General features: G+C 64.8%; 27 protein-coding genes. 9 read left to right on the forward strand and 18 right to left on the reverse strand.

Annotated elements, in window-relative coordinates; genetic code table 11:
* Positions 1 to 101: 101 nt before the first annotated feature.
* The 17 genes from DGI_RS18070 to ffh all read right to left on the reverse strand — a co-directional run bounded on the left by DGI_RS18070 (position 102) and on the right by ffh (position 13,778).
* Positions 102 to 236 (reverse strand): DUF3096 domain-containing protein, encoded by a 135-nt coding sequence (locus tag DGI_RS18070; RefSeq protein ID WP_081697029.1) that lies wholly within the window; start codon positions 234 to 236, stop codon positions 102 to 104.
* A 128-nt stretch (positions 237 to 364) separates the two neighbouring features.
* A complete protein-coding gene (locus DGI_RS14400; protein WP_021761903.1) occupies positions 365 to 1,504 on the reverse strand; it encodes a (Fe-S)-binding protein in 1,140 nt (379 codons plus the stop codon).
* Position 1,505: 1 nt separating this feature from the next.
* Entirely contained in the window at positions 1,506 to 2,894 is a 1,389-nt protein-coding gene (locus DGI_RS14405; RefSeq protein ID WP_021761904.1) for an FAD-binding oxidoreductase, read from the reverse strand.
* A 1-nt stretch (position 2,895) separates the two neighbouring features.
* Complete coding sequence (smpB, locus tag DGI_RS14410) at positions 2,896 to 3,384, reverse strand: SsrA-binding protein SmpB (RefSeq protein ID WP_021761906.1); 489 nt, start codon at positions 3,382 to 3,384, stop codon at positions 2,896 to 2,898.
* A 109-nt stretch (positions 3,385 to 3,493) separates the two neighbouring features.
* Positions 3,494 to 5,278: a phosphoenolpyruvate--protein phosphotransferase gene (gene ptsP, locus DGI_RS14415; protein ID WP_021761908.1), complete on the reverse strand. Its 1,785-nt coding sequence runs from the start codon at positions 5,276 to 5,278 to the stop codon at positions 3,494 to 3,496.
* A complete protein-coding gene (locus DGI_RS14420) occupies positions 5,278 to 5,598 on the reverse strand; it encodes an HPr family phosphocarrier protein (RefSeq protein ID WP_081697027.1) in 321 nt (106 codons plus the stop codon). Before DGI_RS14420 ends, ptsP begins: the two co-directional genes overlap by 1 nt.
* Positions 5,599 to 5,670: 72 nt before the next feature.
* Positions 5,671 to 6,417 (reverse strand): PTS system mannose/fructose/sorbose family transporter subunit IID, encoded by a 747-nt coding sequence (locus DGI_RS14425; protein ID WP_327023962.1) that lies wholly within the window; start codon positions 6,415 to 6,417, stop codon positions 5,671 to 5,673.
* Positions 6,418 to 6,448: 31 nt separating this feature from the next.
* Complete coding sequence (gene rsmI / locus DGI_RS14430) at positions 6,449 to 7,303, reverse strand: 16S rRNA (cytidine(1402)-2'-O)-methyltransferase (protein WP_027193479.1); 855 nt, start codon at positions 7,301 to 7,303, stop codon at positions 6,449 to 6,451.
* Positions 7,245 to 7,676, reverse strand: coding sequence for a YraN family protein (locus DGI_RS14435; protein ID WP_034608304.1), 432 nt, complete (start codon positions 7,674 to 7,676; stop codon positions 7,245 to 7,247). Before DGI_RS14435 ends, rsmI begins: the two co-directional genes overlap by 59 nt.
* Complete coding sequence (locus tag DGI_RS14440; protein ID WP_034608303.1) at positions 7,676 to 8,347, reverse strand: ribonuclease HII; 672 nt, start codon at positions 8,345 to 8,347, stop codon at positions 7,676 to 7,678. The genes DGI_RS14435 and DGI_RS14440 overlap by 1 nt, the downstream gene beginning before the upstream one ends.
* 29 nt (positions 8,348 to 8,376) lie before the next feature.
* The gene (gene rplS / locus DGI_RS14445) at positions 8,377 to 8,727 is read right to left on the reverse strand and encodes a 50S ribosomal protein L19 (protein ID WP_021761915.1); all 351 of its coding nucleotides are present in this window, start codon (positions 8,725 to 8,727) and stop codon (positions 8,377 to 8,379) included.
* An 81-nt stretch (positions 8,728 to 8,808) separates the two neighbouring features.
* Positions 8,809 to 10,128 carry a tRNA (guanosine(37)-N1)-methyltransferase TrmD gene (trmD, locus tag DGI_RS14450; RefSeq protein WP_021761916.1) on the reverse strand — a complete coding sequence of 440 codons (1,320 nt, stop codon included), beginning with the start codon at positions 10,126 to 10,128 and terminating at the stop codon, positions 8,809 to 8,811.
* 2 nt (positions 10,129 to 10,130) lie between these two features.
* Positions 10,131 to 10,988 (reverse strand): FRG domain-containing protein, encoded by an 858-nt coding sequence (locus DGI_RS14455; RefSeq protein ID WP_051286722.1) that lies wholly within the window; start codon positions 10,986 to 10,988, stop codon positions 10,131 to 10,133.
* Complete coding sequence (gene rimM / locus DGI_RS14460; RefSeq protein WP_021761918.1) at positions 10,945 to 11,559, reverse strand: ribosome maturation factor RimM; 615 nt, start codon at positions 11,557 to 11,559, stop codon at positions 10,945 to 10,947. Before rimM ends, DGI_RS14455 begins: the two co-directional genes overlap by 44 nt.
* Before the next feature lie 42 nt (positions 11,560 to 11,601).
* On the reverse strand, positions 11,602 to 11,832 hold the full coding sequence (locus DGI_RS14465; protein WP_027193476.1) for a KH domain-containing protein: 231 nt from the start codon (positions 11,830 to 11,832) through the stop codon (positions 11,602 to 11,604).
* An 80-nt stretch (positions 11,833 to 11,912) separates the two neighbouring features.
* The gene (gene rpsP, locus DGI_RS14470; protein WP_021761920.1) at positions 11,913 to 12,161 is read right to left on the reverse strand and encodes a 30S ribosomal protein S16; all 249 of its coding nucleotides are present in this window, start codon (positions 12,159 to 12,161) and stop codon (positions 11,913 to 11,915) included.
* 27 nt (positions 12,162 to 12,188) lie between these two features.
* Positions 12,189 to 13,778, reverse strand: coding sequence for a signal recognition particle protein (gene ffh / locus DGI_RS14475; protein ID WP_021761921.1), 1,590 nt, complete (start codon positions 13,776 to 13,778; stop codon positions 12,189 to 12,191).
* Between the two features lie 256 nt (positions 13,779 to 14,034).
* Here ffh and DGI_RS14480 point away from each other — a divergent pair, with 256 nt between their 5' ends.
* The 3 genes from DGI_RS14480 (at position 14,035) to DGI_RS14490 (ending at position 18,082) form a co-directional block, all read left to right on the forward strand.
* A complete protein-coding gene (locus DGI_RS14480; RefSeq protein ID WP_021761922.1) occupies positions 14,035 to 15,816 on the forward strand; it encodes a hypothetical protein in 1,782 nt (593 codons plus the stop codon).
* 62 nt (positions 15,817 to 15,878) lie between these two features.
* Positions 15,879 to 16,340: a 4Fe-4S dicluster domain-containing protein gene (locus DGI_RS14485; RefSeq protein ID WP_021761923.1), complete on the forward strand. Its 462-nt coding sequence runs from the start codon at positions 15,879 to 15,881 to the stop codon at positions 16,338 to 16,340.
* Positions 16,341 to 16,342: 2 nt separating this feature from the next.
* Positions 16,343 to 18,082: an aldehyde ferredoxin oxidoreductase N-terminal domain-containing protein gene (locus DGI_RS14490; RefSeq protein ID WP_021761924.1), complete on the forward strand. Its 1,740-nt coding sequence runs from the start codon at positions 16,343 to 16,345 to the stop codon at positions 18,080 to 18,082.
* A gap of 93 nt (positions 18,083 to 18,175) precedes the next feature.
* Here the strand turns inward: DGI_RS14490 and DGI_RS14495 are convergent, their stop codons facing one another.
* The gene (locus tag DGI_RS14495; RefSeq protein WP_027193474.1) at positions 18,176 to 19,276 is read right to left on the reverse strand and encodes a Fic family protein; all 1,101 of its coding nucleotides are present in this window, start codon (positions 19,274 to 19,276) and stop codon (positions 18,176 to 18,178) included.
* A gap of 179 nt (positions 19,277 to 19,455) precedes the next feature.
* Here DGI_RS14495 and DGI_RS14500 point away from each other — a divergent pair, with 179 nt between their 5' ends.
* The 6 genes from DGI_RS14500 (at position 19,456) to DGI_RS14525 (ending at position 25,000) form a co-directional block, all read left to right on the forward strand.
* Positions 19,456 to 20,679 (forward strand): efflux RND transporter periplasmic adaptor subunit, encoded by a 1,224-nt coding sequence (locus DGI_RS14500; protein ID WP_027193473.1) that lies wholly within the window; start codon positions 19,456 to 19,458, stop codon positions 20,677 to 20,679.
* Entirely contained in the window at positions 20,676 to 21,485 is an 810-nt protein-coding gene (locus DGI_RS14505; RefSeq protein WP_027193472.1) for an ABC transporter ATP-binding protein, read from the forward strand. The genes DGI_RS14500 and DGI_RS14505 overlap by 4 nt, the downstream gene beginning before the upstream one ends.
* A 6-nt stretch (positions 21,486 to 21,491) precedes the next feature.
* Positions 21,492 to 22,739, forward strand: coding sequence for an ABC transporter permease (locus tag DGI_RS14510; RefSeq protein ID WP_235619989.1), 1,248 nt, complete (start codon positions 21,492 to 21,494; stop codon positions 22,737 to 22,739).
* Between the two features lie 38 nt (positions 22,740 to 22,777).
* Positions 22,778 to 23,305: a TPM domain-containing protein gene (locus DGI_RS14515; RefSeq protein WP_021761929.1), complete on the forward strand. Its 528-nt coding sequence runs from the start codon at positions 22,778 to 22,780 to the stop codon at positions 23,303 to 23,305.
* The gene (gene rnhA / locus DGI_RS14520) at positions 23,302 to 23,790 is read left to right on the forward strand and encodes a ribonuclease HI (protein WP_051286721.1); all 489 of its coding nucleotides are present in this window, start codon (positions 23,302 to 23,304) and stop codon (positions 23,788 to 23,790) included. Before DGI_RS14515 ends, rnhA begins: the two co-directional genes overlap by 4 nt.
* 70 nt (positions 23,791 to 23,860) lie before the next feature.
* Positions 23,861 to 25,000 carry an ABC transporter substrate-binding protein gene (locus tag DGI_RS14525; protein WP_021761931.1) on the forward strand — a complete coding sequence of 380 codons (1,140 nt, stop codon included), beginning with the start codon at positions 23,861 to 23,863 and terminating at the stop codon, positions 24,998 to 25,000.
* Positions 25,001 to 25,080 lie beyond the last annotated feature (80 nt).

The raw sequence follows: 25,080 nt of genomic DNA on the forward strand, positions 1-25,080 counted from the left end.
AAGCCCATTTGCAAAGTGTTGGCAGGGGAGAGCGCGAGAGGGGAGAGCCTTTTGCAAAAAAGGTTCCCTCTCGCAACGTCTTTTTGCAAAAGTAAAATGCTCTACCGCAGCAGCCCCAGCACCCCCACGGCGATGAGGTATATCGCCACCACAAAATTCAGAATCTTCGGATAAATGAGAATGAGGATCCCTGCAATGAGCGCCAGTATCGGCTGCAGCTGCAAGTGCATGGGCATAATGCCTCCCGTGGTTGAGACGCCGGAGTCCATTCCCCGGCCAGCCTCTGCATAGCACATGGTGCGGGCATGCGCCAAGTCCCATTCCATTTTCACCTCACGGCTGCAGCCGTGCAGTGGAAATGGAATCAGGTCTGGATCACGTCCAGCCAGTGCGCCACCATGCCCTGTGCCGGCGCCGTGGCTGCCAGGTGCATGGTGCAGCCGGAACAGCCGGTGAGCACCTGCGTGTCCGCCTCGCCGCCGTCGGGAATCAGGCTCTCCCAGCAAGCGGCGGCCACCCGCTGGGGCAGGCCGCTGCCGCCCAGCTGCATCACGCCGCCCAGACCGCAGCAGCGGTCCGTCACCTGCCGTGTCAGCCGATCGCCCAGGGCTGCGGCCAGGAAGGGACCGTCCGGGTTGCCCTCCCGGGCATGGCAGGGCTGGTGCCAGACCACTGCCGCCGGCGCGGTGGGCTCATCGATGCAAAAGGTCGCCCGCCCCAGCAGGGACGTCAGGGGCTGGACCGACTCCCGGAACCGGGCGGCCTCGCCGGCATCCCAGCCCGCATCACCATAGGCCATGAGCCCGGCGCGGCAGGACGCGCAAAAGGTTGCCATCGTGGGCCGGCCGGCAGTGCGCCAGGCCTCCACATTGCGGCGTTGCATGTCCCGCTGCTGCGCCTCCAGGCCGGCATGGCCCAGGGTGGCGCCGCAGCAGGCGAAATTGTCGGGAATCACCACCCGGTAGCCGCTCTGCTCCAGCAGCCGGCGGGCAGTGGCGATCCATTGCGGACGCAGATGCGTGGCCGTGCAGCCGGGAAAGATGGCGACCTCCCTGCCCTGCCCCACCGGTTCCCAGTCCTGCGCGCGCAGCCACGGCGCAGGGTCCGGCGCCTGCAATCCCCTGGCCGCGGGAAGCGCTGCCGGCAGGAGGCGGGACAGACTCGCCGCCGCCGGCCAGAGCAGGCCGGCCTTGGCGATCCATTGTCCCCACAGCCAGCGCTGCCAGCCGCCATGCCCGGCCCGGATGGCCGCCACCACCTCCGGCGTGTGCAGTCCCTGCGGACACACCGTGGCGCAACGGCCGCAGCCCAGGCACATGGCGGCCAACTCCTCGGCCTGTCGGGGACGAATGGCGTCGCTGCCCTGCCGCAGGGCACGGTGCAGGACGTGGGTGGCCTTGGGCGTCAGTTCCTCGCGCTGGGTGGCCAGGAACAGGGGGCAGACGTCCAGGCAACGGCCGCAGGCGATGCATTCCTTGGGAAGATCCGCGGGCGCGTCGGGCATGTCAGTACGCCTTGCCGGGATTGAGGATGCCGTGGGGATCAAAAATTTGTTTGATCTGCCGCATCAGCCGGCGTTCCACCGCACCAAGCTGCTTGTCCACAACAGCCAGCTTGACCAAGCCGATGCCGTGCTCGCCGGAAAGGCTGCCGCCCAGGGCCATGGTAGTTTCCTGGATGGCGGCCTTGGCCCGGGCCGCGGCGTCTTCCTGTCCGGGTTCGTGCATGACCGAGACGTGCATGTTGCCGTCGCCCAGGTGCCCGGCAAAGAGCACGCGCACGCCGGCCTCCTCGCCGATGGCCTCAAAACGCGTCAGGGCCTGCAGCACCCTGCCGCGGGGCAGGGTCACATCATCGGAAAGTTTCTTGCTGCCGGCCTTGAAGGAGGCGGGATTGATGCTGCGGCGGATGTCCCACAAGGCCTCCTCCTCCCTGCCCTGGGCCAGCTCCAGGTACACCGGGCCGAAGGGCGTCACGGCGTCCTGCGCCCGGGCCAGGGACGCGGCCAGGCATTCCGGATCGCCATCCAGCCGCAACAGCAGCACGGCATTGGTGGACGCCGGCCACGGGACGAGCGGCGGCGGCATGAGCTGTTCCAGGCAGCGGCACATGCCCCGGCCCATGAACTCCATGGCCGCCGGCAGCATGCCCGCGGCAAACACGGCGCGGGAGGCGGCCAGGCAAGCATCCATCGTGCCATAGGCTGCCAGCAACGAGGCCGTGGCTTGTGGCTTGGGTTGCAGTTTCAGGATGATGCGCGAAATGACGCCCAGGGTGCCTTCGCTGCCCACCAGCAGCCGGGTAAGGTCGAGCCCCACCACGTTCTTGTGGGTCCGGCCGCCGGTCTCGATGATCTCCCCGCCCGGCAGCACCACCCGCAGGCCCAGGACATGATCCCGGGTGACGCCGTATTTCAGCGCCCGCATGCCCCCGGCGCAGGTGGCCACGTTGCCCCCGATGCTGGACATGCGCCCGCTGGCCGGATCCGGCGGATAAAACAGCCCCCGCGCCTCCACGGCCCGTTGCAGTTCGCCGGTGATGACGCCCGGCTCCACCACGGCCACGAAGTCATGGTCGTCGATTTCCAGGATGGTGTTCATGGACAGCAGGGACACCACCACGCCGCCCGCAGCCGGCACGCAGCCGCCCACGGTGTTGGTGGCCCGGGCACGGGGCACGATGGGCACGCGCTCGGCCTGGGCCCAGCGCAGCAGCTCCACCAGTTGCGCTTCGCAGGCAGGCCGGACCACGGCCCAGGGCAGGCGCTGCTGCCGGCAGGCGTCCAGCCCATACACGAGCATGGATTCCGCATCGAACAGGCTCTGCTCGCCGGGAAACAGGCGCTCCAGGCTGCGGCGCTGCGCCGGCGTCAACCCTGCGCCAACCGCCGGCACGTCAGCGTTCCTTGCTCGTGCGGGTCAGCTCGCGGCGGGTGTCCCGGGCCATGGCCTTGTCCTTGAGGGCCTGGCGCTGATCGTGCAGCTTGCGGCCCCGGCCCACAGCGATTTCCAGTTTGATCTTGCCATGATGCAGATACAGACTCACGGGCACCACGGTCAGGCCCTTCTGCTCGATGTGCCGGGTCAGCTCCACGATTTCCCGATGGTGCAGCAACAGCTTGCGCGGCCGTTCGGGGTCGTGCCCGCCGCCATAGCCGAGGGGACCGGCATTGGCATACGGGGCAATGTGCACGCCCACCAGCCAGGCTTCGCCGTCCTTGATACGGATGTAGCCATCCTTGAAGGTCACCTTGCCGTCGCGCAGGCTCTTGACCTCCGACCCCAGCAGCACCAGGCCGGCTTCGTAGCGTTCCAGAAATTCGTAATCGTGACGGGCGCGTCTGTTTTCCGCGAGCCGTCCGCCGCCGGACGTATGTTTGGCCATGCAATTCCAGCCTTAGGGCAAGTTAGCTTTGAAAGGAGTTCTCGGGGGAAAACCTTTCTGAAGAAAGGNTTTCCCCTCTCGCAATATCCTTTTTCAAGAGTAAAATGCCCTAATCCAACAGCGAGGAGTAGAACATGAGCTCCTCGGGAAAGCGTTTGAACACCGAATCGCGCACCAGCTGGTTGGTTTCGGCCACCGTGCGGGCCTTAAGCACCTCCCGCAGCAGGTTCTTGCAGTCCTGCATGGTGGTTTGCCGGATGACGCGCTTGATGCCCGGAATGGCATGCGGGGTGATGGAGATGTTGTCCACCTGCATGCCCAGCAGAATAGGCACGCAATAGGGGTCTGAGGCCAGCTCGCCGCAGACGCTCACCTCGATGCCGGCCTGGTGTCCGGAATCCACCACGTACTTGATGGATCGCACAATGGCCGGATGCAAGGGTTGATACAGATACGACACATGCTTGTTGATGCGGTCGATGCCCAGGGAATACTGGATGAGATCGTTGGTGCCGATGGAGAAAAAATCCACTTCCTGGGCCAGCACATCGGCGATGAAGGCCGCGCAGGGCAGCTCCACCATGATGCCGATGGGCATCTCCGGATCGTGGGGAATGCCCGCCGCAGCCAGCTCCCGTTGCACATCCCGCACCACTTCCTTGCATTGGTCTATCTCATTGACCCCGGAAATGAGCGGAAACATGATGGCCACGTTGCCGTGCTGGCTGGCGCGGCAAATGGCCCGCACCTGCTGGCGGAAGAGTTCCGGATGCTTGAGGGTGAACCGCACGGCGCGCAGGCCCAGGGCCGGATTGGGCTCGTCCAGCTTGCCGAACTGCCGGGAGAGCTTGTCCGCGCCCAGGTCCAGGGTGCGGTAGGTCACCCGGCGGGGGGCCAGCAGGGCGGCCAGCTCGGAGTATTCCGTGGTCATGGCGGCTTCATCTGGGATGGTTGCCCGGTCCATGAAGGCGTATTCCGTGCGATACAGGCCCACGCCTTCGCCGCCGACATCCAGCACCGCCGCCACTTCCTCAAAAATTTCAATATTTGCGTAGACGTTGACCCGGTAGCCGTCGATGGTTTCCGCCGGCAGGCTGCATTCGCGGGTGATGGAGGACTGGTAATTCTCGAACTGGTATTTCAGATCGGAATAGTAGGCCAACTCGTCCTCGTTGGGGTCCACGTAAATGCTGCCCTTGAGGCCGTCCAGAATGACGAGATCCCCGTCACAGACTTCCTCTTCCAGCCCCTCCACGCCCACCAGGGCCGGGATCTGCAGGGAGCGGGCCAGGATGCCCGTGTGGGAGGTCTTGCCGCCCTGCACCGTGGCCAGGGACATGATTTTGGAGATGTCCAGGCCGATGGTGTCTGCCGGGGTCAGGTCGTGGGCCATCATCACAAAGCGGGCGCTCATCTCCGCGCGCATGGCGGCATCCACCAGGGCATGGGGCTGGCCCAGGAGCTTGTCCATGATGCGACGGGAGACCAGCCGCACATCCTGAATGCGTTCGCGGATATACGGGTCCTCAATGGCGGCGAAGGCCTGGGCAATCTGATCCTCCGCCTTTTCCAACGCCCATTCCGCGGTGATGCCCATCTCGACCACGATTTTCTGGGCGCTGCGCAACAGCTTGGGATCCTGGCTGATCATCAGATGGGTATCGATGATGGCCACGTGCTCCTGCAGCTCCTTGGGCACCTTGCCCCGGGCGGTGGCCAGCTCCTCGCGCACCCGTTCGAAAGCCAGCTCCAGGCGGGTCTTTTCAAAGTCCTTCAGATCGTCCGGGATGGCCTCGCGGGGAATCTGGGAGAACCGGCTGCGGTTGACAAAGAGCGCCCGGCCCACGGAAATGCCGGCCGAGACGGGAATGCCCTTGAGCACGATTCTGGCCACTATTTTTCCTCGCCGAATCTGGTCCGAAAGCAGTGGGAGAGCCGGTCCACCGCCTCGCGGGCGTCGGCCCCCGTGGCGTGCAGTTCCAGCTCGCTGCCGCGGGAGGCGGCCAGGGACAGGATATCCAGGATGGACTTGGCGTCCACCTCCTGGTCTTCCGTGCGCAGTTGAATTTCCGCGCGAAACTTCTGCGCTTCCTGAGCCAGGACGGCGGCAGGCCTTGCGTGCAGGCCCAGCTCGTTCAGCACATGCACGTTGCAGGCACAGGCCCCGTTGTCGATGCCGGCAGCTGCGGCAGGCGAAGAAGGCGATTCGATCATGGCAGTCATCTGCGAACAGGTCGAGTTGCAATCCATACGGTCAGGGCATGGGCCCCAGCCCCTTTGCCAGCCTCATCCATCAAGCAAGAGCGGCACTGCGGCGGCAGCCGTGAGTACCAGCAGGGCAATCACCTCCCTGCTTATGCCGCTGTAATACACCACCATGGCCGCTGCCCCCACCACCGTCACGCCCATGAACCAGGTGCCGGCCAGCATGTCCTGTGGCCAGGACAAATGCAGGAACAGGGCCAGGAGCACGGCGTTGCCGTATTTCAGGCGCAGGGCCCAGTCGATGAGCCGCCAGCGCTTGAGCCGGGTGAGAAACTTCAGGCCTTCCTTGAAGCCCACCAGAAACGTGGCGAGCTTGAAGAGGTGCAACCCGAAAAACCAAAGCAAACCCCATGCCAGGGCCAGCCATGGCAGCCCCGCCGCCACCATGCAGGCGGTGGACAAGGACCAGAACACCAGCAGGCTGCCGGCGAACAGCGAATCCCCAATGGCGGACAAGGTGTACACCGTGGTGTCCTTGACCGTGGTCAGCACCTGGGGCGGAAACAGGCCCTTGGCGATCTTGTCTTCCAGCGACAGGAACACGCCCACCAGCAACGGCGTCCAGAACGGGTGGGAGTTGTAATGCGCCACATAGCGCTGCCGGGCCTCCCGGCGGGCCTGGGCATCCGGATAGATGGCCTGCAGCCCGGGCTCCATGGCATACACCAGTCCCACATTCTGCATGCCGCGGGTATTGAAGGCCGCAGCCACCAGATAGGAACGCAAAAACGAGCGCGCCAGAGCCCGGCCCAGGACGGACACTTGCACGCCGGACCCTGCCCCGGGAGTGCTCCCAGGGTCATCCGGCCGTGTGACGGTGGACACGATCATAGAGTTCCTTGGCCGTCCATCCTGCCACGGCCGCCTGCACCCGCTTGGCGGCCTCGCGCGGCTTGCACCCGTCTTCCCGGGCCGCGGCAAGCAGTCGGTCCACCTCGTCGTCAGGGGTCCTTTCTGCCTGCGCCCCGGTGGACGCCCGCGGCGGTCCCACCACCACGGTGGCTTCCCCCAGCACCTCTGGCGGAGCAGCCAGCCACGCATCAAAGGAGGTCAGGATAAACTCCTCGTGCAGCTTGGTCAATTCCCTGGCCACACAACAATCCCGATCTCCGAGCACTTCCCGTGCATCGACCATCGTTTGCGCAACCCGGCTTCCCCGTTCAAAAAACACCAGGGTGGCCTGCAGCGCGGCATATGGCCGGAACAGATCCCGCCGTTCCGAGGCCTTGCGCGGTGGAAATCCCAGAAAAACAAACGGATACGGTGGAATCCCGGACGCAGACAACGCCGCCAGCACTGCGGAGGCCCCCGGCACTGGCGAAACGGGCAGCCCCTGTTCCCGACAGGCCCGCACCAGCCGGTAGCCAGGATCGGCCATGAGCGGCGTACCGGCATCGCTCACCAGGGCCACCTCCCTGCCTTCGGCCAGCAGGGCCAGCACCTGGGCGATGCGCGCATCCTCGTTGTGCTCGTAAAAACTCAAAAATTTCGGCGATGGCAACCCCAGCCGCGCAAAGAGCATGCCCGTGCGGCGGGTATCCTCGGCCAGCACCACTTCCGCCTTGCCCAGCACCTCCAGGGCGCGGGCGGAAAGATCACCAAGGTTGCCAATGGGAGTGGCCACGATCCATAGCATCGGCGACCTCGAAGGCATGCGGGTGATGCGTGATGGTCCACGCCTCTCCCGGATTGAGCGCAGGATTGCCGGCGCACACGGCCAGCACATCAAACCTGCACGGCCGGTGCCAGCAGTCATGCGCCGAAAGCCACAATGCGGCGGCCCGGGCCAGCAAGCGCTGTTTGGCCGGGGTGACGGTTTCCGCCGGATTGCCCCGGCTGCCGGCGCTGCGGGTGCGCACTTCCACGAACACCAGCACGCCATCGCGCGTCTCGCACACCAAATCCAGTTCCAGCCGGCCATCGCGCCAGTTGCGGTCCAGGATGCGCAGGCCTGCGGCTTCCAGAAACTGCGCCGCCGCGGCCTCGCCGGCCTGGCCCAGACGCAGATGCCGGGCGGTGGCTGGCATCACAGTCCAGGCAGCCGGGCCTGCTCCTCTTCCGGCCGCACGCCGCGAAAGGTCATGCGGTGCTGCAGACAGGGGCCCAGGGCGCGGATGGCCGCCTTGTGCGCGGCGCAGCCATAGCCCTTGTGACTGGCGAACCCGTAGCCGGGAAAGCGGAGGTCCAGGGCCTGCATGACACGGTCCCGGGTGGTCTTGGCCAGGATGGACGCCGCAGCGATGCCCGGCGTCAGGGCGTCGCCGTCCACGAGGGCCTGCTGCGCAATGGGACATTCCGGCAGCAACTGATTGCCATCGATGACCAGAAACACCGGCCGCACAGCCAGACGATCCACGGCGCGACGCATGGCCCGCAAGGTGGCCTGCAGGATGTTCACGGCCTCAATCTCCCGCGGCCAGGCAAAACCTACGGCCCAGGCCAGACTGTGACGCCGGATCTCCCCGGCCAGCCGCAGACGATCCGCCTCGCGGACCTGCTTGGAGTCGTCCAGGCCGGGCAGCTGCGAAAAGTCGAACGCCGGCGCAAACACTGCAGCGGCAGCCACCACCGGCCCGGCCAGACAGCCGCGGCCGGCCTCGTCCACACCGGCGCAGGGCGCAGGAAAAGACGACCATGGCACAGCCCTGCGCGACGAGGTCTCGCCTGAAGGGGACATCGAAGCGCGGGGCCGGGCCATGGCGGCGGAAAGCGGGGAGCCCTTCGGGCCTAATCCCACTGGTTCTTGGTCTTGATCTTGGCAGCCTTGCCCTTGAGCCCGCGCAGGTAGTACAGGCGGCTGCGGCGGACCTTGCCTTCGCTCACCACTTCCACGCGTTCGATGGCCGGGGTGTGGAAGGGGAAGATACGCTCCACGCCCACACCGTCAGAGGTCTTGCGCACGGTGAAGGTGGAGGTGGTGGTGCCGCGCTTGATGCGCAGGACCGCGCCCTGGAAGACCTGGATGCGTTCCTTTTCCCCTTCGATGATGCGCAGATGCACCTTCACGGTGTCGCCGGGGCGGAATTTGGGCAGGTCCACGCGCATATGTTCGCGTTCAATCTTGCGGATGATGTCCATGGTCGATCTCCTTCTGAAAAAACGGGCGTCGTGGTCCCGAAGCGTTGCATCGTTGTCAGCACATCGCCTGCATCCATACACTTACCAAGCGTCCTGGAGCAGGCGGTCCAGGATGGCCGTGGCCGCCGCACGCACCGGAAGGTGGTTGTAGGCATCCAACGGACGAATAGGCGGCAGCAACGCCTGTGCCGCGCACATGGCTTCCGGGGCAAGCCCGTGCCCTGCGCCCAGCAACAGGCAAACTGGCGACTCTTCCAGCCAGCGTCTGGCTTCGGCAAACGAAACCAGCCCCGGCCATTGCTTCCTGTAGCGCCGCGGGGCCTCGGCCAGGGCGCTGGTGGTCAGCACCCGGGGCGGCCGGCCCGCAGCCTCTTCCACCATCCGCAGGGCTTCTTCCAGGGAAGACGCCACCCGCACCCGGGAAAGCGCCTGGGCTCGATGGGCATTCACCCGTCCGCCCGCGCCGATGGTCCAGTGCCCAAGCACCCGGTGGGCCAGCGCCTGCTGGTCCTCCAGGGGAGTGACCACCGTGACGTCCGACACTCCGTAGCAACAGGAAACGCGACCGATATCATGGATGTCAAAGGTGGTCAAGGAGGCAACGCCGGTTCGTCCCTCTTTCAGCCGCACGGGTGAATGGACGTGCAGGATATGCAGATTGCGACCGAGCTTGCGGCGCGAGGGCGTCTGCTCCAGGCTGCGCAGGTAGGCATAGTCCTCGGCCGAGAGCGGCGCGGCGGCCAGCAGATCCGGCCGGCGTTCCAGGGTGGTGCGCAGGGCCTCGCGGCGACGCCAGGCCTTCACCGCGCCATGGTCTCCACCCAGAAGCACCTCGGGCACGCGGTGGCCGGCGTGGTCTTCCGGGCGCGTATAATGCGGATATTCCAAAAGACTATTGGAAAAACTCTCGTCGTCCCCACTCTCGTCCTTGCCCATGAAGCCGGGAGCCAGCCGGGCCACGGCCTCCATGAGGCACAGGGCCGCGGCTTCGCCGCCATTGAGGACGAAATCCCCCAGGCTGACCTCGATGACCGGGTGCAGTGCGCCAAGCCGGGCATCCACGCCCTCGTAGCGGCCGCACAGGATGGTCAGCGCCGGCTGGGCCGCCAGTTCCCGGGCCATGGCCTGATCGAAGGGCCGCCCCCGAGGCGTGAGCAGCAGCACCGGGCCGGGCTGCGGGATGGACTCGATGGCCCGGCACAGCGGTTCCAGCTGCATGACCATGCCGGGGCCGCCGCCGTAGGGCCGGTCGTCCACGCCCTTGTAATTGCCAGTCACGAAGTCCCGCGGATTCACCGTGGCGAAGGAGACGATGCCCTTGTCCACGCCCTTGCCCATAAGGGCGCAGGCCATGGGCGAGGCGAAGAATTCCGGAAAGAGCGTGATGCAGGTAAAATGCATGGCTATTCTGCCGGGGTGCGGCTGGGGCTGTAGTGTCGGGCCAGCCACATGGCCAGGCCATCCAGACCGGGAAGCAGGATGCGCTCGGTGATGTTGGCCTGATCCAGCTTGTCGCGCACTTCCCACTTGAGTTCTTTGGGGATGACGATGCGCCGCCAGAGCTGCGGGTGGTTCAGCAGCCAGTCGTCCAGGCGCATGGTGACGTCGGACAGGACCGAGAACAGGGCGAACTGGTTGACGATGCGCGCATCCAGGGACGGCGGCTCAAAGAACAGGCAGTACGGCCGCTCCTCTTCCCCGGCTTCCCGGGGCAGGGAGGCGAGGTCCCCGATGTTGCGCACCGCGCGTTCCAGCATGCCGGCGGTGAACACCTTGGCGCCGGCCTCTTCCAGCACAGTGCGCAGCCGGGCTGGCAGATGCTGCTGTGTCTTGACGAACTCCATGGCCCAGATGACGCCGTCGCGGTCATACTGCTGCATGTTGGCCGTGACAAAGTGCATGGCCACAAAGGGGGAGTAGGTCCAGTCCAGCAGGCGGGTGGGCAGCCCGTGATGCTGGGCCACAGCCCACCACCACCAGTCGGACTGGGTGGCGTCGCGGTTGTCCGCTGTGCCGTACTTCTTGAAATTGCGCAGCAGATGGTATTCCAGCTGCGGATACGGCCCGCCCAGACGCTGCAGGCTGGTATTCAGGGGGTAACTGATGTCCGAGAGGCCGCGGAAGACGTAATTGGCGCGGAAGTGCCGGATGTCCGGCTGCCAGCTGTGATCGTAGACGCGCTCACAGAGCTCCATCCAGCTGGAGACGACAATGTCGTCAGGGCGTCTCCCCACTGCCGTCGGGGCGTGCTGACTGGTCATGGCGGGCCTCCTTGGGCAACGGCTCGGACGAAGATTCGGCCAGATAGATATCCACCAGCCCTGGGGGAGGATCTATCACGATCCGTTGCGTGGCGGCATCCACTTCCACAAGAAAGTCCTCGTGGGCGGGAAACAAAATTTCCTGCCCGCCAGGAGAGCGGATGGCCCAGACGTCGTATTCCTCGGCCGTTTCGAGGAGATGCTCGAAGATGCCAAGGGGGGTGCCGTCCGCCAGCAGGACCGCGGCGCCCAGCAGATCTTCGATGTAGACCTCGTCGTCATCGGGCGGGGGCAGGTCTGCGGCGTCCACCAGGATGTCGGCATCGCGCCAGGCCTCGGCCTGGGTGCGGTCGGCAATGCCCTCAAGGAGCAGCAGCACCACCTGTTCCGCCGGGGAGGCCATTCGGACCTTGCGCACGGCAAAGGCCCTGGGCGCTGCCTGGCCGCGCGCCAGCCAGACCCGTTCCAGGGCCACAAAGGCTTCCACATCCTCGGCGTGGCAGGCGCATTTGAGCTCGCCGCGCACGCCGTGGGGTTTGAGCACCCGGCCCAGGACCAGTTGCGACGCCATGGCCCGCCTCCGCTGCGTCCCGCCCGTGGGCGACGGGAGGCGCTACTCCAGAATTTCCAGCACTGCCCGGCGCTTTTCCCGGACAGAGATGGCCGAAAGCACGGTGCGGATGGCCTTGGCAGTGCGGCCCTGCCGGCCGATGACCTTGCCCAGGTCGTCCTTGGCCACGGTGAGTTCGATGACGTCAGCCTGGTCCCCGGGCTTCACCGTCACCTGCACGGCGTCAGGATTGTCCACCAGGGACCGGGCGACATAGTCGATGAACGATTTCATGGAGTCGGACATATACGGCCTCCCGGACCCTGTCTCGCGTCGTGCTGGCAAACGCAGCCAGCCACGGCAGCACGGCGCACCTAGGCGGCGGCCTTCTTGACCTGCTTGATGAGGGACTTGACGGTATCCGTGGGTTCGGCGCCCTGGTCAAGCCACTTGGCGAGCTTGTCCATCTCCAGATTGATCACGGCGGGGTTGACCATGGGGTTGTAGAAGCCCAGGATTTCCAGGGCGCGGCCATCGCGGCGGCATTCCACGTCCATGGCGACGATGCGGTAGAAGGGGCGCTTTTTGGAACCCATGCGGGTGAGGCGAATCTTCACGGCCATTGCGGTCTCCTTGCTGAATAGCTCGAATTATTTCTTGCGCTTTTTGCGCGTGGACTTCTTCTTTTTGGTGAATGCGCTTTTGGGCGGGGCTGGCTGCTGGCCTGCGCCCATGCCTCCCATTCCGCCCATGCCGCCCATTCCACCAAGCCCGCCCAGGCCGTCCATGCCGGGCAGTCCTTCCATTCCGGGCATGCCGCCCATGCCGCCCATGCCGGGGGGCAGTTTTGGCGCACTGCCGGCCAGGCCACGGGCCAGGCCGCCCATGCCTTTGGGCATGCGAGGCATCTGGGGCATGCCGCCCTTTTTGCCTTTTTTGCCGCCACCCATCATCTGCTGCATCATCTGCTGCATGCCGAAGAAATTTGTCAGCAGGGCAGCCACTTCCTGCTCGGTACGGCCGGAGCCGCGGGCCACGCGCCGCTGGCGGGAGGGGTCCTGCAGCAGCTTGGGCTGGCGGCGTTCCTGCACGGTCATGGAATTGATCATGGCTTCCACCTTGACCAGTTCCTTGTCCGGCGGGGCCATCTCGCCCAGCTTTTTGCGCAAGTCTCCCATGCCGGGGATGAGCTTCATCAACCCGTCCAGGGAGCCGATTTTCTTGAGCTGACGCATCTGCTTGCGGAAATCCTCAAAATCGAACTCCGCGCGCATCATCTTCTCGCCCATGGCCATGGCGTCCTGCTCGTCCATGGCTTCCTGGGCTTTCTCGATGAGGGAGAGCACGTCGCCCATGCCCAGGATGCGGCCGGCGGCACGGTCGGGGTGGAAGACTTCCAGATCGGAGAGCTTCTCGCCCATGCCCACCAGCTTGACCGGCTTGCCCAGCACCCGCTTGATGGAGAGGGCTGCGCCGCCGCGGGCGTCGCCGTCCATCTTGGTCAGGACCACGCCGGAGATGTCCAGCCGCTCGTTGAAGCTCTGGGAGATGTTCACGGCTTCCTGGCCGGTCATGGCATCGGCCACGAACAGAATTTCCTGCGGGGAGACGGCGGCCTTGATGTTGGCCAGCTCCTGCATCAGGGGCTCATCGATGTGCAGGCGGCCGGCGGTGTCCAGCAGGACCACGTCGAACCCCTGCTCCACGGCCTGGGCCAGGGCCGCGCGGGCAATATCCACGGGATTCTGATCCGCGGAGGAATTGAACGACGGCACATTGAGCTGCCGGGCCAGGGTATGCAGCTGCTCGATGGCCGCGGGACGGTACACGTCCGCCGGAACCATGAACGGCTTTTTCCCCTGCTTGCGCAGCAGGTTGGCCAGCTTGCCGGTGGTGGTGGTCTTGCCCGATCCCTGCAGGCCGACCATCATGAACACGGTGGGCGCGCCCTTGGCGAAGACGAGATCCGTGGACTGTCCGCCCAGGAGCTCCACCATTTCGTCGTGGACGATCTTGACCACCTGCTGGCCGGGCGTGAGGCTCTTCATCACCTCCACGCCAAGGCAGCGTTCCCGGATGCGGTCGATGAACTCCTTGACCACCTTGAAATTGACGTCCGCTTCCAACAGCGCCAGACGCACCTCGCGCAGGCCCTCCTGGATGTTGGATTCATCCAGACGACCCTGCCCGCGGAAGCGTTTGAAAACGTCGCCCAAGCGATCTGAGAGGCTCTCGAACATGCGGCCCTTGCACGGTGCGGCGCGCGATGCTGCACGCCGTTCTGTCCCGGGGATTTTCCAGGGAACGAGACGAAAGAGGGTGAGGGGTACTCGATTCAACGCACCAAGTCAAGCCACTTGCGTGCATCATCCATTACAAGACTGCAATCCTCTCTGCAACGGCATTCTCTTTACCTGAACCGCGTTGCCAGCTATGGTGCAGGATTCAAAACCGTTCCCATCCACCCTTTTGCCATTGATTTTTTTGGAAGCCCCCATGCGCGCACCTCGCAATATTTTCTTGCTGTCCCTTCTGCTCGTTCTGCTGGCCTGTGCGCCGGCGTTGCAGGCCCAGAACGCCACCGCGGCCGACCCGGCCAACGCCACCAATGCATCCGACGCCGCCCCTGCGGAGGAAGTTGCCGAACCGCCCGTGGAGCCGCCTGTGGATCCGCAGGTGGAAATCAACAACACCCTGCTCGGCCTGGCAGACTCCATGGACAGTCTGCGCAGCGCCATCAAGGACCGGGAAAAGATGGTCAAATCCGCCTCCACGCCCTCGCAGCGCGAGGAACTGGAAGCGGAAATCGACGCCCTGGTGGCTGCCGTGCGCGAACGGCAGAAAAACTTTGAGCAGGTGGCCGCCGGCGTGGACCTGGACGCCCTCTCCGCCCAGCAGACAAACAGCCTCGACTGGTCCTCGGATCTCAAGGAGTTGCTGTCGCCCATCCTCACGGAGCTCAAGAAACTCACGGCCCGGCCTCGGGATCTGGAGCGATTGCGCGCGGAAATCGACCGCCTGAACCTGGTGCTGCCCAAGATCGATGCCGGCCTGCAGCGCATGACCGAGCTGAAAAGCGAGACCAAGGACAAAGACCTTGCCAAGCGCCTGACCAACTTCATCGACAGCTGGCAGGAAAAACGCGACAACACCGCCAGCGCCCTGAGCGTGGCGCAGCTCAAGCTCAAGGAGAAACTGGCCGAGGACACCTCCCTCGTCTCCCTGCTCCAACGGGTGTTCCAGAACTTTTTCCTCAGCCGAGGCAAGAACCTGCTCATGGCCCTGGCCGCCGGCGGGCTGGTGTTCGCCGTCATGCGCCTGGCCCTGCGACTCTCTTTGAGCACCAGCCGCGGCAAACGCTGGGCCAAAAAGTCCACCTTCTTCCGCGCCGCCACAGTGGTGTACACCTTCCTGTGCACCCTGGCCGCCACCCTGATGGGTCTGATCATCCTGTACAATGCCGGGGACTGGGTGCTCCTGGGCCTCACGCTGCTGCTGCTCATCGGGATCATCTGGTCTGCCAAGTACAACATCGCCACCTTCACGGAGCAGGTGAAGCTTCTGTGCAACCTGGGGGCCGTGCGCGAGGGCGAACGCATCGTCTACAATGGTCTACCCTTCAAGGTGGGTCGTATCAACTATTACACCACCCTGGTGAACCCATTGCTGCAGGGCGGCACCGTGCGGCTGCGGCTGGATGATCTGTACAACCGCACCTCACGGCATGTGCATGCGGAAGAAGAGTGGTTTCCCACCCGCAAGGGAGACTACGTGATACTCGACGACGGCACCTTTGGCCAAGTATTGTTGCAGACGCCCGAGGCGGTGACACTTTCCGTCTACGGCGGCAACCGGCAGCATTACGGCGCCAGCAGTTTCCTGGCCATGAAGCCGCGCAACCTGACCACCGGCTTCGGGCATCTGGTGACCATCGGCATCGACTACAAGCATCAGGCCCAGGCCCTGGAAGAGATCCCGGCCCTGCTGGAGCAGGACGTGCGCACCGGGCTGGAGCAGGCAGGCTACGGGCCACAGATCACCGGCTTTTTCTCCCAGTTCAAGACGGCGGGGGAATCCTCGCTGGATCTGGCTGTCTATGCCGGCTTTTCCGGCGAACTGGCCAGCGACTACTGGGCCCTGCAGCGCCTGCTGGCCCGGCTGGTCACGCAATCCTGCACGGAACGCGGCTGGAACATCCCCTTCCCGCAGCGCACCCTGCACATCGCCACCAGCGAATCGACGAAAAATGGATGCACTGCGGACGCCGCTCTGCCATAATGGCATGGCATGCTGTCGCACGCATCCCCGCATCACACCTTTGGCATCAGGAGTTGTTGTTCATGAAAATGTTGCGGCCCAGCCGAATGGAACGTTGCATCGGCTGCCATTCCTGCTCCCTGGCCTGCGCCCGGCAGGTGTTCAAGCAGCTTTCGTGGACCAATGCCGGCATCCGTATTCACTCTTCCGGCGGCATCACCACCGGGTTTGAGGCGCGCACCTGCGTGGCCTGCGATCCCGCGCCCTGCGCTGCCGCCTGCCCCACGGAGGCCATCATCCAGCGCCAGGGCGGCGGCGTGCGGCTCAAGCAGGATGCCTGCATCCGCTGCGGCGCCTGCGCCAAGGCCTGTCCTGTGGATGCCATCCTCATCTCCCCCGAGGACGGCCTGGCCTACCTGTGCATCCACTGCGGCCGCTGCGTGGCCTACTGCCCGCATGAATGTCTGGAACTGGCGGAAAAGGATTCCCCCTTCTGCGCCCCGGATTCCCCCTACGAAGACGCCTGCACGCTGGCGGAGAAATAGTCATGGCTGTACATCCCTTCCGCGTCCTCCACGTCCGTCTGGACCAGGGCAAGGGCCAGGTGCTGGAACTGCCCGGCCGCGCCGAACACCTGGGCGGCTCCGGCCTGGCGGCCATGCTGTATCAGCAATTCGGCGACCTCACCCTGCCGGCCCTGCATCCCAGCCAGCCCCTTATCTTCGCCATCGGCCCGCTGACCGGCTGGTTCCCCCTCATGAGCAAGACGGTCTGCGGCTTCAAAAGTCCGTACACCGAAGAATATGCCGAGACCCATGCCGGCGGCCGGCTGGGCCTTTCCCTGCGCTTCTCAGGCCTGGATGCCCTGGTGCTCACCGGCGCGGCCGCGCGGCTCACCTGTCTGGTGGTGGGCAGCAACCGCATGGAGTTCCATGACGTCAACTTCATGAAAGGCATGGATGTCTTCACCACCGGCAAGCACATGCGGCGCTACGGCAAGTCCAACGCCGGGCACCGCTCCACCCTGCGCATTGGCCCGGCCGGGGAAAATCAGAGCGCCTTTGCCTGCATCAATGTGGATACCTACCGCCACTTCGGCCGCCTGGGCGCCGGCGCCGTGCTGGGCGCCAAGCAGGTCAAGGGCCTCATCGTCGCCGGGGACCGCTCCCTGCCCCTGCCGGAAAACAAGAACTATCCCAAGCTGTTCAAGGAAATTCACACCGCCCTCACCGCCACGGACATGATGCGCAAGTACCACGACCTGGGAACACCCATCAACATGGCCGTGCTCAACGGCATCCGCGCCCTGCCCTGGCGCAACCTGCAGGCCACCACCGACGCCTGCATCGACGACGTTTCCGGCGAACGCTTTGCCGAACAGCTCCTCCTGCGCAAGACGGCCTGCGCCGGCTGTCCCGTGGGCTGCATCCACATCGGCCTGCTGCGCCAGCTCTTTGCCGAGGATCACAACTACCTGTACCGCCAGGTCGGCTACGACCACGAAACCGTCTTTGCCAACGGCTCCATGCTCGGCATGACCAAGGCCTGGAAAATCCTGGTGCTGCTGGACGAAGCCGAAAAGCAGGGCCTGGACGCCATCTCCTCCGGCGTGGCCCTGGCCTGGGCCACGGAAGCCTTTGAGAAGGGGTTGATTTCCGAAAAGGAAACCCTCGTGCCCCTCAAGTGGGACGACGTGGAAAGCTACCGTCTGGCGTGCGTGCACCTGGGGCTGGCCAGCAACGAGTTTTACCGCCTGCTGGCCCAGGGCGTGCTCAAGGCCGCGGCGGTGTACGGCGGGGCAGACTTCGCCTGCGTGCTGGGCCAGGAAATGGCCGGCTACGCCACCGGGGAGAACTTCTTCATCTCCCAGGCCATGGGCTTCCGCTACTCGCACCTGGATTCCGCCGGCTACAGCTACGACCAGAAAACCAAGGACAAGGACGCCGCCAAGGCCATCGAGTTCATGATCGAGGACGAAAAGGCCCGCGTGATGCTCTGTTCGCTGGTGTCCTGCCTCTTTGCCCGCAGCGCCTACACCCCGGAAAAGGTGCACGAGGCGCTCATCGCCACGGACCAGCCGGAACTGGCCGAAGCCCTGGACTCCAGCGTGGAAGCCATCCGCCGCACCCGCTGGCGGCTCAAGCTCCAGAGCGGCTATGCGCCGGAACAGGTCCAACTGCCCAAGCGGTTCCTGGAAGTGGAAACCTGGAAAGGCAAGATGGACCCGGCCTATGTGGAGGAACTCAAAACCCTGTACGCGCAGAAGATCCGGGAGATGGGGGCGTAGGGCGGGCAAGCTCGAATAGCGACGCGACTGCCGGGGGGAACCGTTCTGGAGAACGGTGTCCCCCCGAACCATCTTTCCGACACGCCAATATTGCTACGCTTCACACATCGTCACCAGCTCGTGCAGGGACAGGATTTGCGGACGCCGGCCGCTGCCCTCGCGGATGACTTGCAGGATTCCCGCCTCGCGCAGAATGAGTAGCATTTTGCTCAGCCTGGCATACGTTGGACCACCAGGGCCAAGATCTATCTGGGTACTGGTGAACACCGGACGGTGGAAAAACTGATCGAGCAACGGCACGGCATACTGCGACCGCGTACACTCAATCACACGCTCCTTGAGCGTTGCGTACAACTGCATCACCGCCATGGCCGTCTCCGTATTTCTTTGTGCCTGCACCTTGATCGCCCCCAGAAAGAATTCTATCCAGCGAATCCAACTCTCCGGCGAATTGTCCAATTGCCGCAAAGATTCGATGTATGCGGCCCGGTGCTCTTCCAGATAGGTTGAAATGTAGAAAACCGGACTGGAAAGCAGCCCCTTCTCATGCAGGAACAGGGGAACAAGAATGCGGCCCAGGCGACCGTTGCCGTCCAAAAATGGGTGGATAATCTCGAACTGGGCATGCACGATGGCCAGTTGCACCAGGGCGTCCACTTCGTCATGGTGATAATACGATTCCCAATTGCCCAGCAGTTCCGGCACGCGCGCCGGCTCCGGCGGCACGAACTGCGCCTGTTCCATGGTAGTGCCGGTTCCGCCAATCCAATTTTGCACCGTACGGAACTGCCCCCGCGCCTTGTTGCGCCCGCGAACGCTGTCCAAAAGAATCTCATGCAATCGCTTCAGGAGATTCAGCGTGAACGGCCTCGTCTCCAGTTCGGCCCGAGCCACCTGCAACGCCTTGCGGTAGTTGATGATCTCAAAAACATCGTTGCGGCGGGACTCCTGCGCCGGCGCTTCGCCCGCCTCGTACCGGAACACGTCGCCTACTGTCGCCTGCGTGCCTTCAATGCGTGATGACAGCACGGCTTCCTGCATGGCCAAGGGGGAAAGCATGACATCCGGGTTGGGAACTCCGATCAGCACTCCCTTGAACAAGGCCAGCGCGCTATTTGCTTGGACGATGAGGCGCAATGCGGAACTCAGGTCCAACCCTTTCAACGGGAGAAAATTCGGCAAAAAAGGCTGCATGGTTGTCTCACACAAAAAAGCGACAAAAGGGTTTGTATCAACTGATTCGGCAAAACACTTGATACAAACTCCGATGTCTCATGTCCAGGTGAGACAATGCCCCCCCTTTACCCTTCCTTACCAACCCTTCACCCGTCTCCCCCTTCCCCTTGGCGGGGATTCGCTATAGTCTCCGCACCATGCGAACCTTGATCGTCCTTCTTCTGCTGGCGGGGCTTGGCTATGGCGGCTGGTGGTGGTGGCAGCAGCGGCAGGGGCCGCCGGCTCCGCAGGTGCTGGCTACGGAAACCCTGGAGCGCCGCACCGTGCGCGAAGTCCTCGAAGCCACAGGCATCGTCAAAAGCCAGGTCGGCGCAGTGGTCAAGATCGGCGTGCAGGCCAACGGGCGCATCACCAACCTGCCCTATCGCATCGGCGATCCCGTGGAAAAGGGCGCGCTCATCGCCCAGCTGGACGACCGCGAGCTGCAGGCCCAGAAGCGCCAGGTGGAGGCGGACATCCGCCGCTACGAAGCCGAGCTGGACTTCTCCCGCCGCTTCCATGCCCGCCAGCGCGATCTGCTGCGCGGCAAGGCCATCGACGCCAACACCGTGGAGGACGCCGAGCGCTCCATGGCCGTGAACGAAGCCGCCCTGGCCACGGCCCGCGCCCAGTTGGAAGCCATCCACATCCGGCTGTCATATCATAAAATTTACTCGCCCCTGGCCGGCGTGGTGGGCAACGTCACCGCCCAGGAGGGCGAAACCGTGGTGGCCGGCCTGCAGGCCGTGAATCTGGTGACGGTCATCAATCCGTCCCGCCTGGAGATGTGGATCTACATGGACGAGACGGACATCGGCCGCGTGATCCCGGGCCAGCAGGTGGAATTCACCGTGGACGCCTACCCGGACGAGGTCTTCACCACCGAGGTGGAGCAGATCTACCCCATCCCGGAAATCCGGGACAGCATTGTGTATTATCAGGTGCTCTGCCGCATCAGCACCGAGCAGGCCACCCGGCTGCGACCGGAGATGACCACCCAGTGCCGCGTGGTGGTGCAGGCAAAGCCGGACGCGCTGGCCCTCCCCAATACGGCCCTCAAATGGGTGGACAAGCGCAACGTGGTGTACGTGGTGATGCGGACACCCGAGACCGCCAACGCCACGGCCGGCCCGCCGCCCACGCAACTGCGCGCCGAGGGGCAGGACTTCACCCTGGGCCTGCGCGGTCCGGCGTACAGCGAGGTGCTGACCGGCTTTGCCGAGGGCGAGGTGGTGGCCACGCAGGTGGTGGTGCCCCAGGCCAGGAAGGCCACGGCCGCCGCATCGCAAGGCGCGTCTTCCCGTCCTCCCGGTCCTCCCGGTCCGCCTCCTGGCGGTCCTCCGCCCAGCGGTTCCGGCGGTGGCCCCGGGGGCGGCAAATGAGGCCCCAACGGCCCGAGTCGCCCCACGCCGCCGACGGGCCGGTCATCGAACTGCGCGACGTGGCGCGCTCCTTCGCCAGAACCGCGGGGCAGATCCTGGAAGATCGCGCCGGCAATGAGCACAACGGGAGCAATGGCGGCAGCAATGGGGAAGACGCCAACGCCGTCACCGTGCTGCGGGACGTCACGCTGCGGATCATGCCCGGCGAGTTCGCGGCGCTGCAGGGCACGTCCGGGTCGGGCAAGTCCACCCTGCTGCACATCCTGGGCCTGCTGGACCGCGCCAGCCGCGGCACGTATGCGCTGCTGGGCAAGGATGTCTCGCATCTGTCGGATGATGCCTTGTCCACCCTGCGCAGCCGGCACATTGGCTTCGTGTTCCAGAGTTTTTACCTCATCCCCTATGCCACGGCCCTGGACAACGTGCTCATGCCCGGGCTGTACACCAAGGTTTCCCATCGCCAGCTGGTGCAGCGCGCCCGGGAGCTGCTGACCATGGTGGGCCTGGCCGACCGCATGCACCACAAGCCCAGCCAGCTTTCCGGCGGCCAGCAGCAGCGGGTGGCCCTGGCCAGGGCGCTGATGAACCGCCCGTCCCTGGTGCTGGCCGACGAACCCACGGGACAGCTGGACTCGCGCACCACCCGGGAAATCCTGGACCTGCTCCGCACCATCAACGAGCAGGGCGCCACGGTGATTCTGGTGACGCATGACCCCAATGTGGCCGCCTACGCCAGACGTCGCCTGCACATGGAAGACGGACGCATTGTGCGCGATGAGCAGGCCGGCACGGCTGCCGCCGGGTAATGCGCCGTGGGCAATCCAATCACCTTGTTCCGCATTTTTTTCCGCATCCTGGGCATGGCAGGGGGTGCCGTGGGCGCGTTCCGCATGCGCACGCTGTTTGTGGCCTGCGCCGTGGCCCTGGGCATTGCCTCCCTCACCCTCATCGTGGCCGCCGTGGACGGTGCGGACAAGCAGGCCCGGGACGTGGTGGCCCGATTTGGCGTGGATGCGGCACTCATTTTCGGGGGAGACATGCGCGCCGCCGCCACGGGCCAGCGGACCCTGACCCTTACCTGGCGAGACGCCGAGACCCTGCGCGACTCCCTGCCCGGCGCGTATCTGGTCATCCCCATGCGCTCGGTGAACAACCGCGTCACCCTGCGGGCCGGCAACCGGAACATGGACCTGCCCACCCTGGTGGGTTCCACGGCCAACTACGCCCTGGCCTGGGACTGGCCCCTGGCCGAGGGCCGGGATCTGCGCGAAGAGGACGTCCGCCAGGCCGCCAAGGTGGCGCTCATCGGAGAAACCATCGCCAAGCTGCTCTTCCCGGGCGAAAATCCCCTGGGCAAGACCATCTTCGCCAACAACCTGCCCGTGCAGATCGTCGGCCGGCTGGCGGAACGGGGCGGCACCAGCGGCGGCGGCACCCCCATCGACAGCCGGGCCGTGATCCCCCTGTCCACCCTGACCCAGCGCTTCAACCTGGACCGTACCTACTTCCGCGCCCTGCGCATCAAGTTCCACAATCCCGAGCTCATGGACACGCACATGGAAAATGTGCGCTCCCTGCTGCGCCATCTGCACAAGCTCAAGGACGGGGATCCCGACGACTTCACCATCATCTCGGCGGCAGAAATCCTTAAATTCCTGAGCATGCTCCAGGGCAGTCTGGTGGCGTTTCTGGGAGTCACGGCCACGGTGTCGCTGTTGGTGGGCGGCTTTGTGCTGGCCAACCTGTTCTATCTGAGCGTCAGGGAACGGCAGCAGGAAGTGGGGCTCAAGCGGGCCATGGGCGCGAAATCCTGGCACATCACCCTGCAGTTTCTGGCCGAGGCCGTGGCCCTGACCCTGCTGGGGGCGGTGCTGGGCGTGGGCCTTGGCGTGGGCCTCGGGGAGGTGCTCACGCGGTATGAGATCCTCACCATCGTCCTGTCCTGGAAGATCGGCATCCTCGCCCTGGCAGCCAGCCTGACGGTGGGCGTGGTCTTCGGCCTCAAGCCGGCCCGCAACGCCGCGCAGCTGCATCCCATTGAAGCCTTGCGCGGAGGATGATAGGGCTTCCCCATCAGTCCACAAACAGGGAAGCTGCCATGGTGTTTTTTCGAGGCCTCCGCCAGATGCGCGGCCCGCTGGTGCGCGGCGAGAGCACCAGCGAACGATTGACCCGCCTGCTGCTGCTGGTGACGGTATTCGCCATCTGCGCCTTGCTGTTCCAATGGAACACCCAGCGCCATCTGGACCGGCTCAAGGCCAAGGAAACCATTTTCGACGCCACGGGCACCCTCACGGCAGACCAGAAGGACGCCCTGCTGCAGTTCTCCCAACTGTTCAAGGAAGAATTCGGCATGGAGGTGCGGGTGGTCGTCTCCATCACGCCCCTGGAACCGCCGGAACCCAATCCCTCCGTCATCTATCTGGCCCTGAAGCCAGACTCCCGCGAAGTGGTGCTGCAGGTGCCGCCCCTGGCGGCCCGCGCCCTGGGCGAAGAAACCCTCACCGCCCTGCGCGAGACGCACTTCCCCCCCTATTTTGACGACGGCTCCTGGCCCAAAGGGCTCATCCTGGCCCTTTCCACCATCTGGAACATCCTGCTCAACCAAAGTACGGCGGTTCAATGACAGCTTCCTGTGCCTGTGCTGGCGAAGGACCAGTGATCATCTACACGGACGGCTCCTGCCTGGGGAACCCCGGCCCCGGCGGCTGGGCGGCCATTCTGCGCTGGAACGGCCACGCCAAGGAGCTCAGTGGCGGTCACAATCCCACCACCAACAATCGCATGGAGATGCTGGCGGCCATCATGGCCCTGGACTCCCTCAAGCGCAACTGCACCGTGGAACTGTACACGGACTCCCGCTACCTGCGCGACGGCATCGAAAAGAAATGGCTGGCCGGGTGGAAGCGTCGCGGCTGGCTGACGGCAGACAAGAAACCGGTGAAGAACCAGGACCTCTGGCGTCGGCTCGATGAGCTGATCACCCGTCACAAAGTGACCATGCACTGGGTGGAAGGCCACGCCGGCCACCCGGAAAACGAACGCTGCGACGTGCTGGCCAAGACTGCCGCCAGCAAGCGCAACCAGCCGCCGGATCCCGGCTACCCGTAGTCCCTGCTTCACAACAAACCATAGGCCCATCACCCTGTTCCACGTTTCCATTCACAAGGGGGAACCCGTCATGCGTGTTCGCGCGTTGTCGATCCTGCTGTTGCTCCTCAGCCTCTTTTCCCTCCCTGCCCACGCCGCCGAGCCCATCAAGGTCGGCCTGGTGGTATCGGCCAGCGGGCCGGCCGCCTTTTTGGGCGAGCCGGAAAAGAACACCGCCGTCATGCTGGTGGACGCCATCAACGCCAAAGGCGGCGTGCTGGGCCGGCCCATCGAGCTGGTGATCTACGACGACGAAACCGACGTGAACAAGTGCGTGCTGGCCGTGGACAAGCTCCTGAAAAAAGACAAGGTGGTGGCCGTGGTAGGCCCCACCACCTCGGGCAACACCCTGGCCGTGATGCCCAAGTTCGAGCCGGCCAAGGTGCCGCTCATCTCCATGTCTGCCGCGGAAAAGATCACCTCCCCGGTCAATCCCTGGGTCTTCAAGGTGGCGCCCTCGGACCGCCACGCCGTGGAGCGCATTCTGCAGGACGCCCAGGCCAAGGGCATGAAGAAGATCGCCATCATCACCGTGAGCGACGGCTTCGGCCAAGCCGGCCGCGAGGTGCTGCTGCAGCTGCTGCCCCAGAAAGGCTTTGAGCTGGTGGCGGACGAGGTGTTCGGTCCCAAGGATACGGACATGACCGCCCAGCTCACCGCCATCAAGGACAAGGCCCCCGACGCCATCATCTGCTGGGGCACCAACCCCGGCCCGGCCGTGGTGGCCCGCAACCGTCAGCAGTTGGGCATCGCCATCCCGCTGTACATGAGCCACGGCGTGGCCTCCAAGAAGTTCATCGAACTGTCCGGAGACGCCGCCGAGGGGATCTACCTGCCCGCCGGCCGGCTGGCCGTGGCGGCGCAGATTGCCGACACGCATCCGCAAAAGCAGGTGCTGACGACCTACATCGCCGACTACGAAGCCCAGTACAAGATGCCCGTCTCCTCCTTTGGCGGCTACGCCTACGACGGGCTGATGCTCATCGTGGAAGCCATCAAAATGGGCAACTCCGCCGAGCCGCAGGCCATCCGGGACAATCTGGAAAAGATCAGCGGCTTTGTGGGCACCGGTGGCATCTTCACCATGACCGCCGAGGACCACAACGGCCTGACGGCGGACGCCTTCGAGATGGTGCGCATCGAACAGGGGGACTGGAAAATCGTGCAGTAATGCCGTACTGTCCTGCCGGGTGTTCGGGGAGGTCCACGGTCCGCGCGGACCTCCCCTTTTTGTCCCCGCATCCGGAGCTC

This window comes from Megalodesulfovibrio gigas DSM 1382 = ATCC 19364 (assembly GCF_000468495.1).
In the GTDB taxonomy this organism is placed as follows: Bacteria; Desulfobacterota; Desulfovibrionia; order Desulfovibrionales; family Desulfovibrionaceae; genus Megalodesulfovibrio; species Megalodesulfovibrio gigas.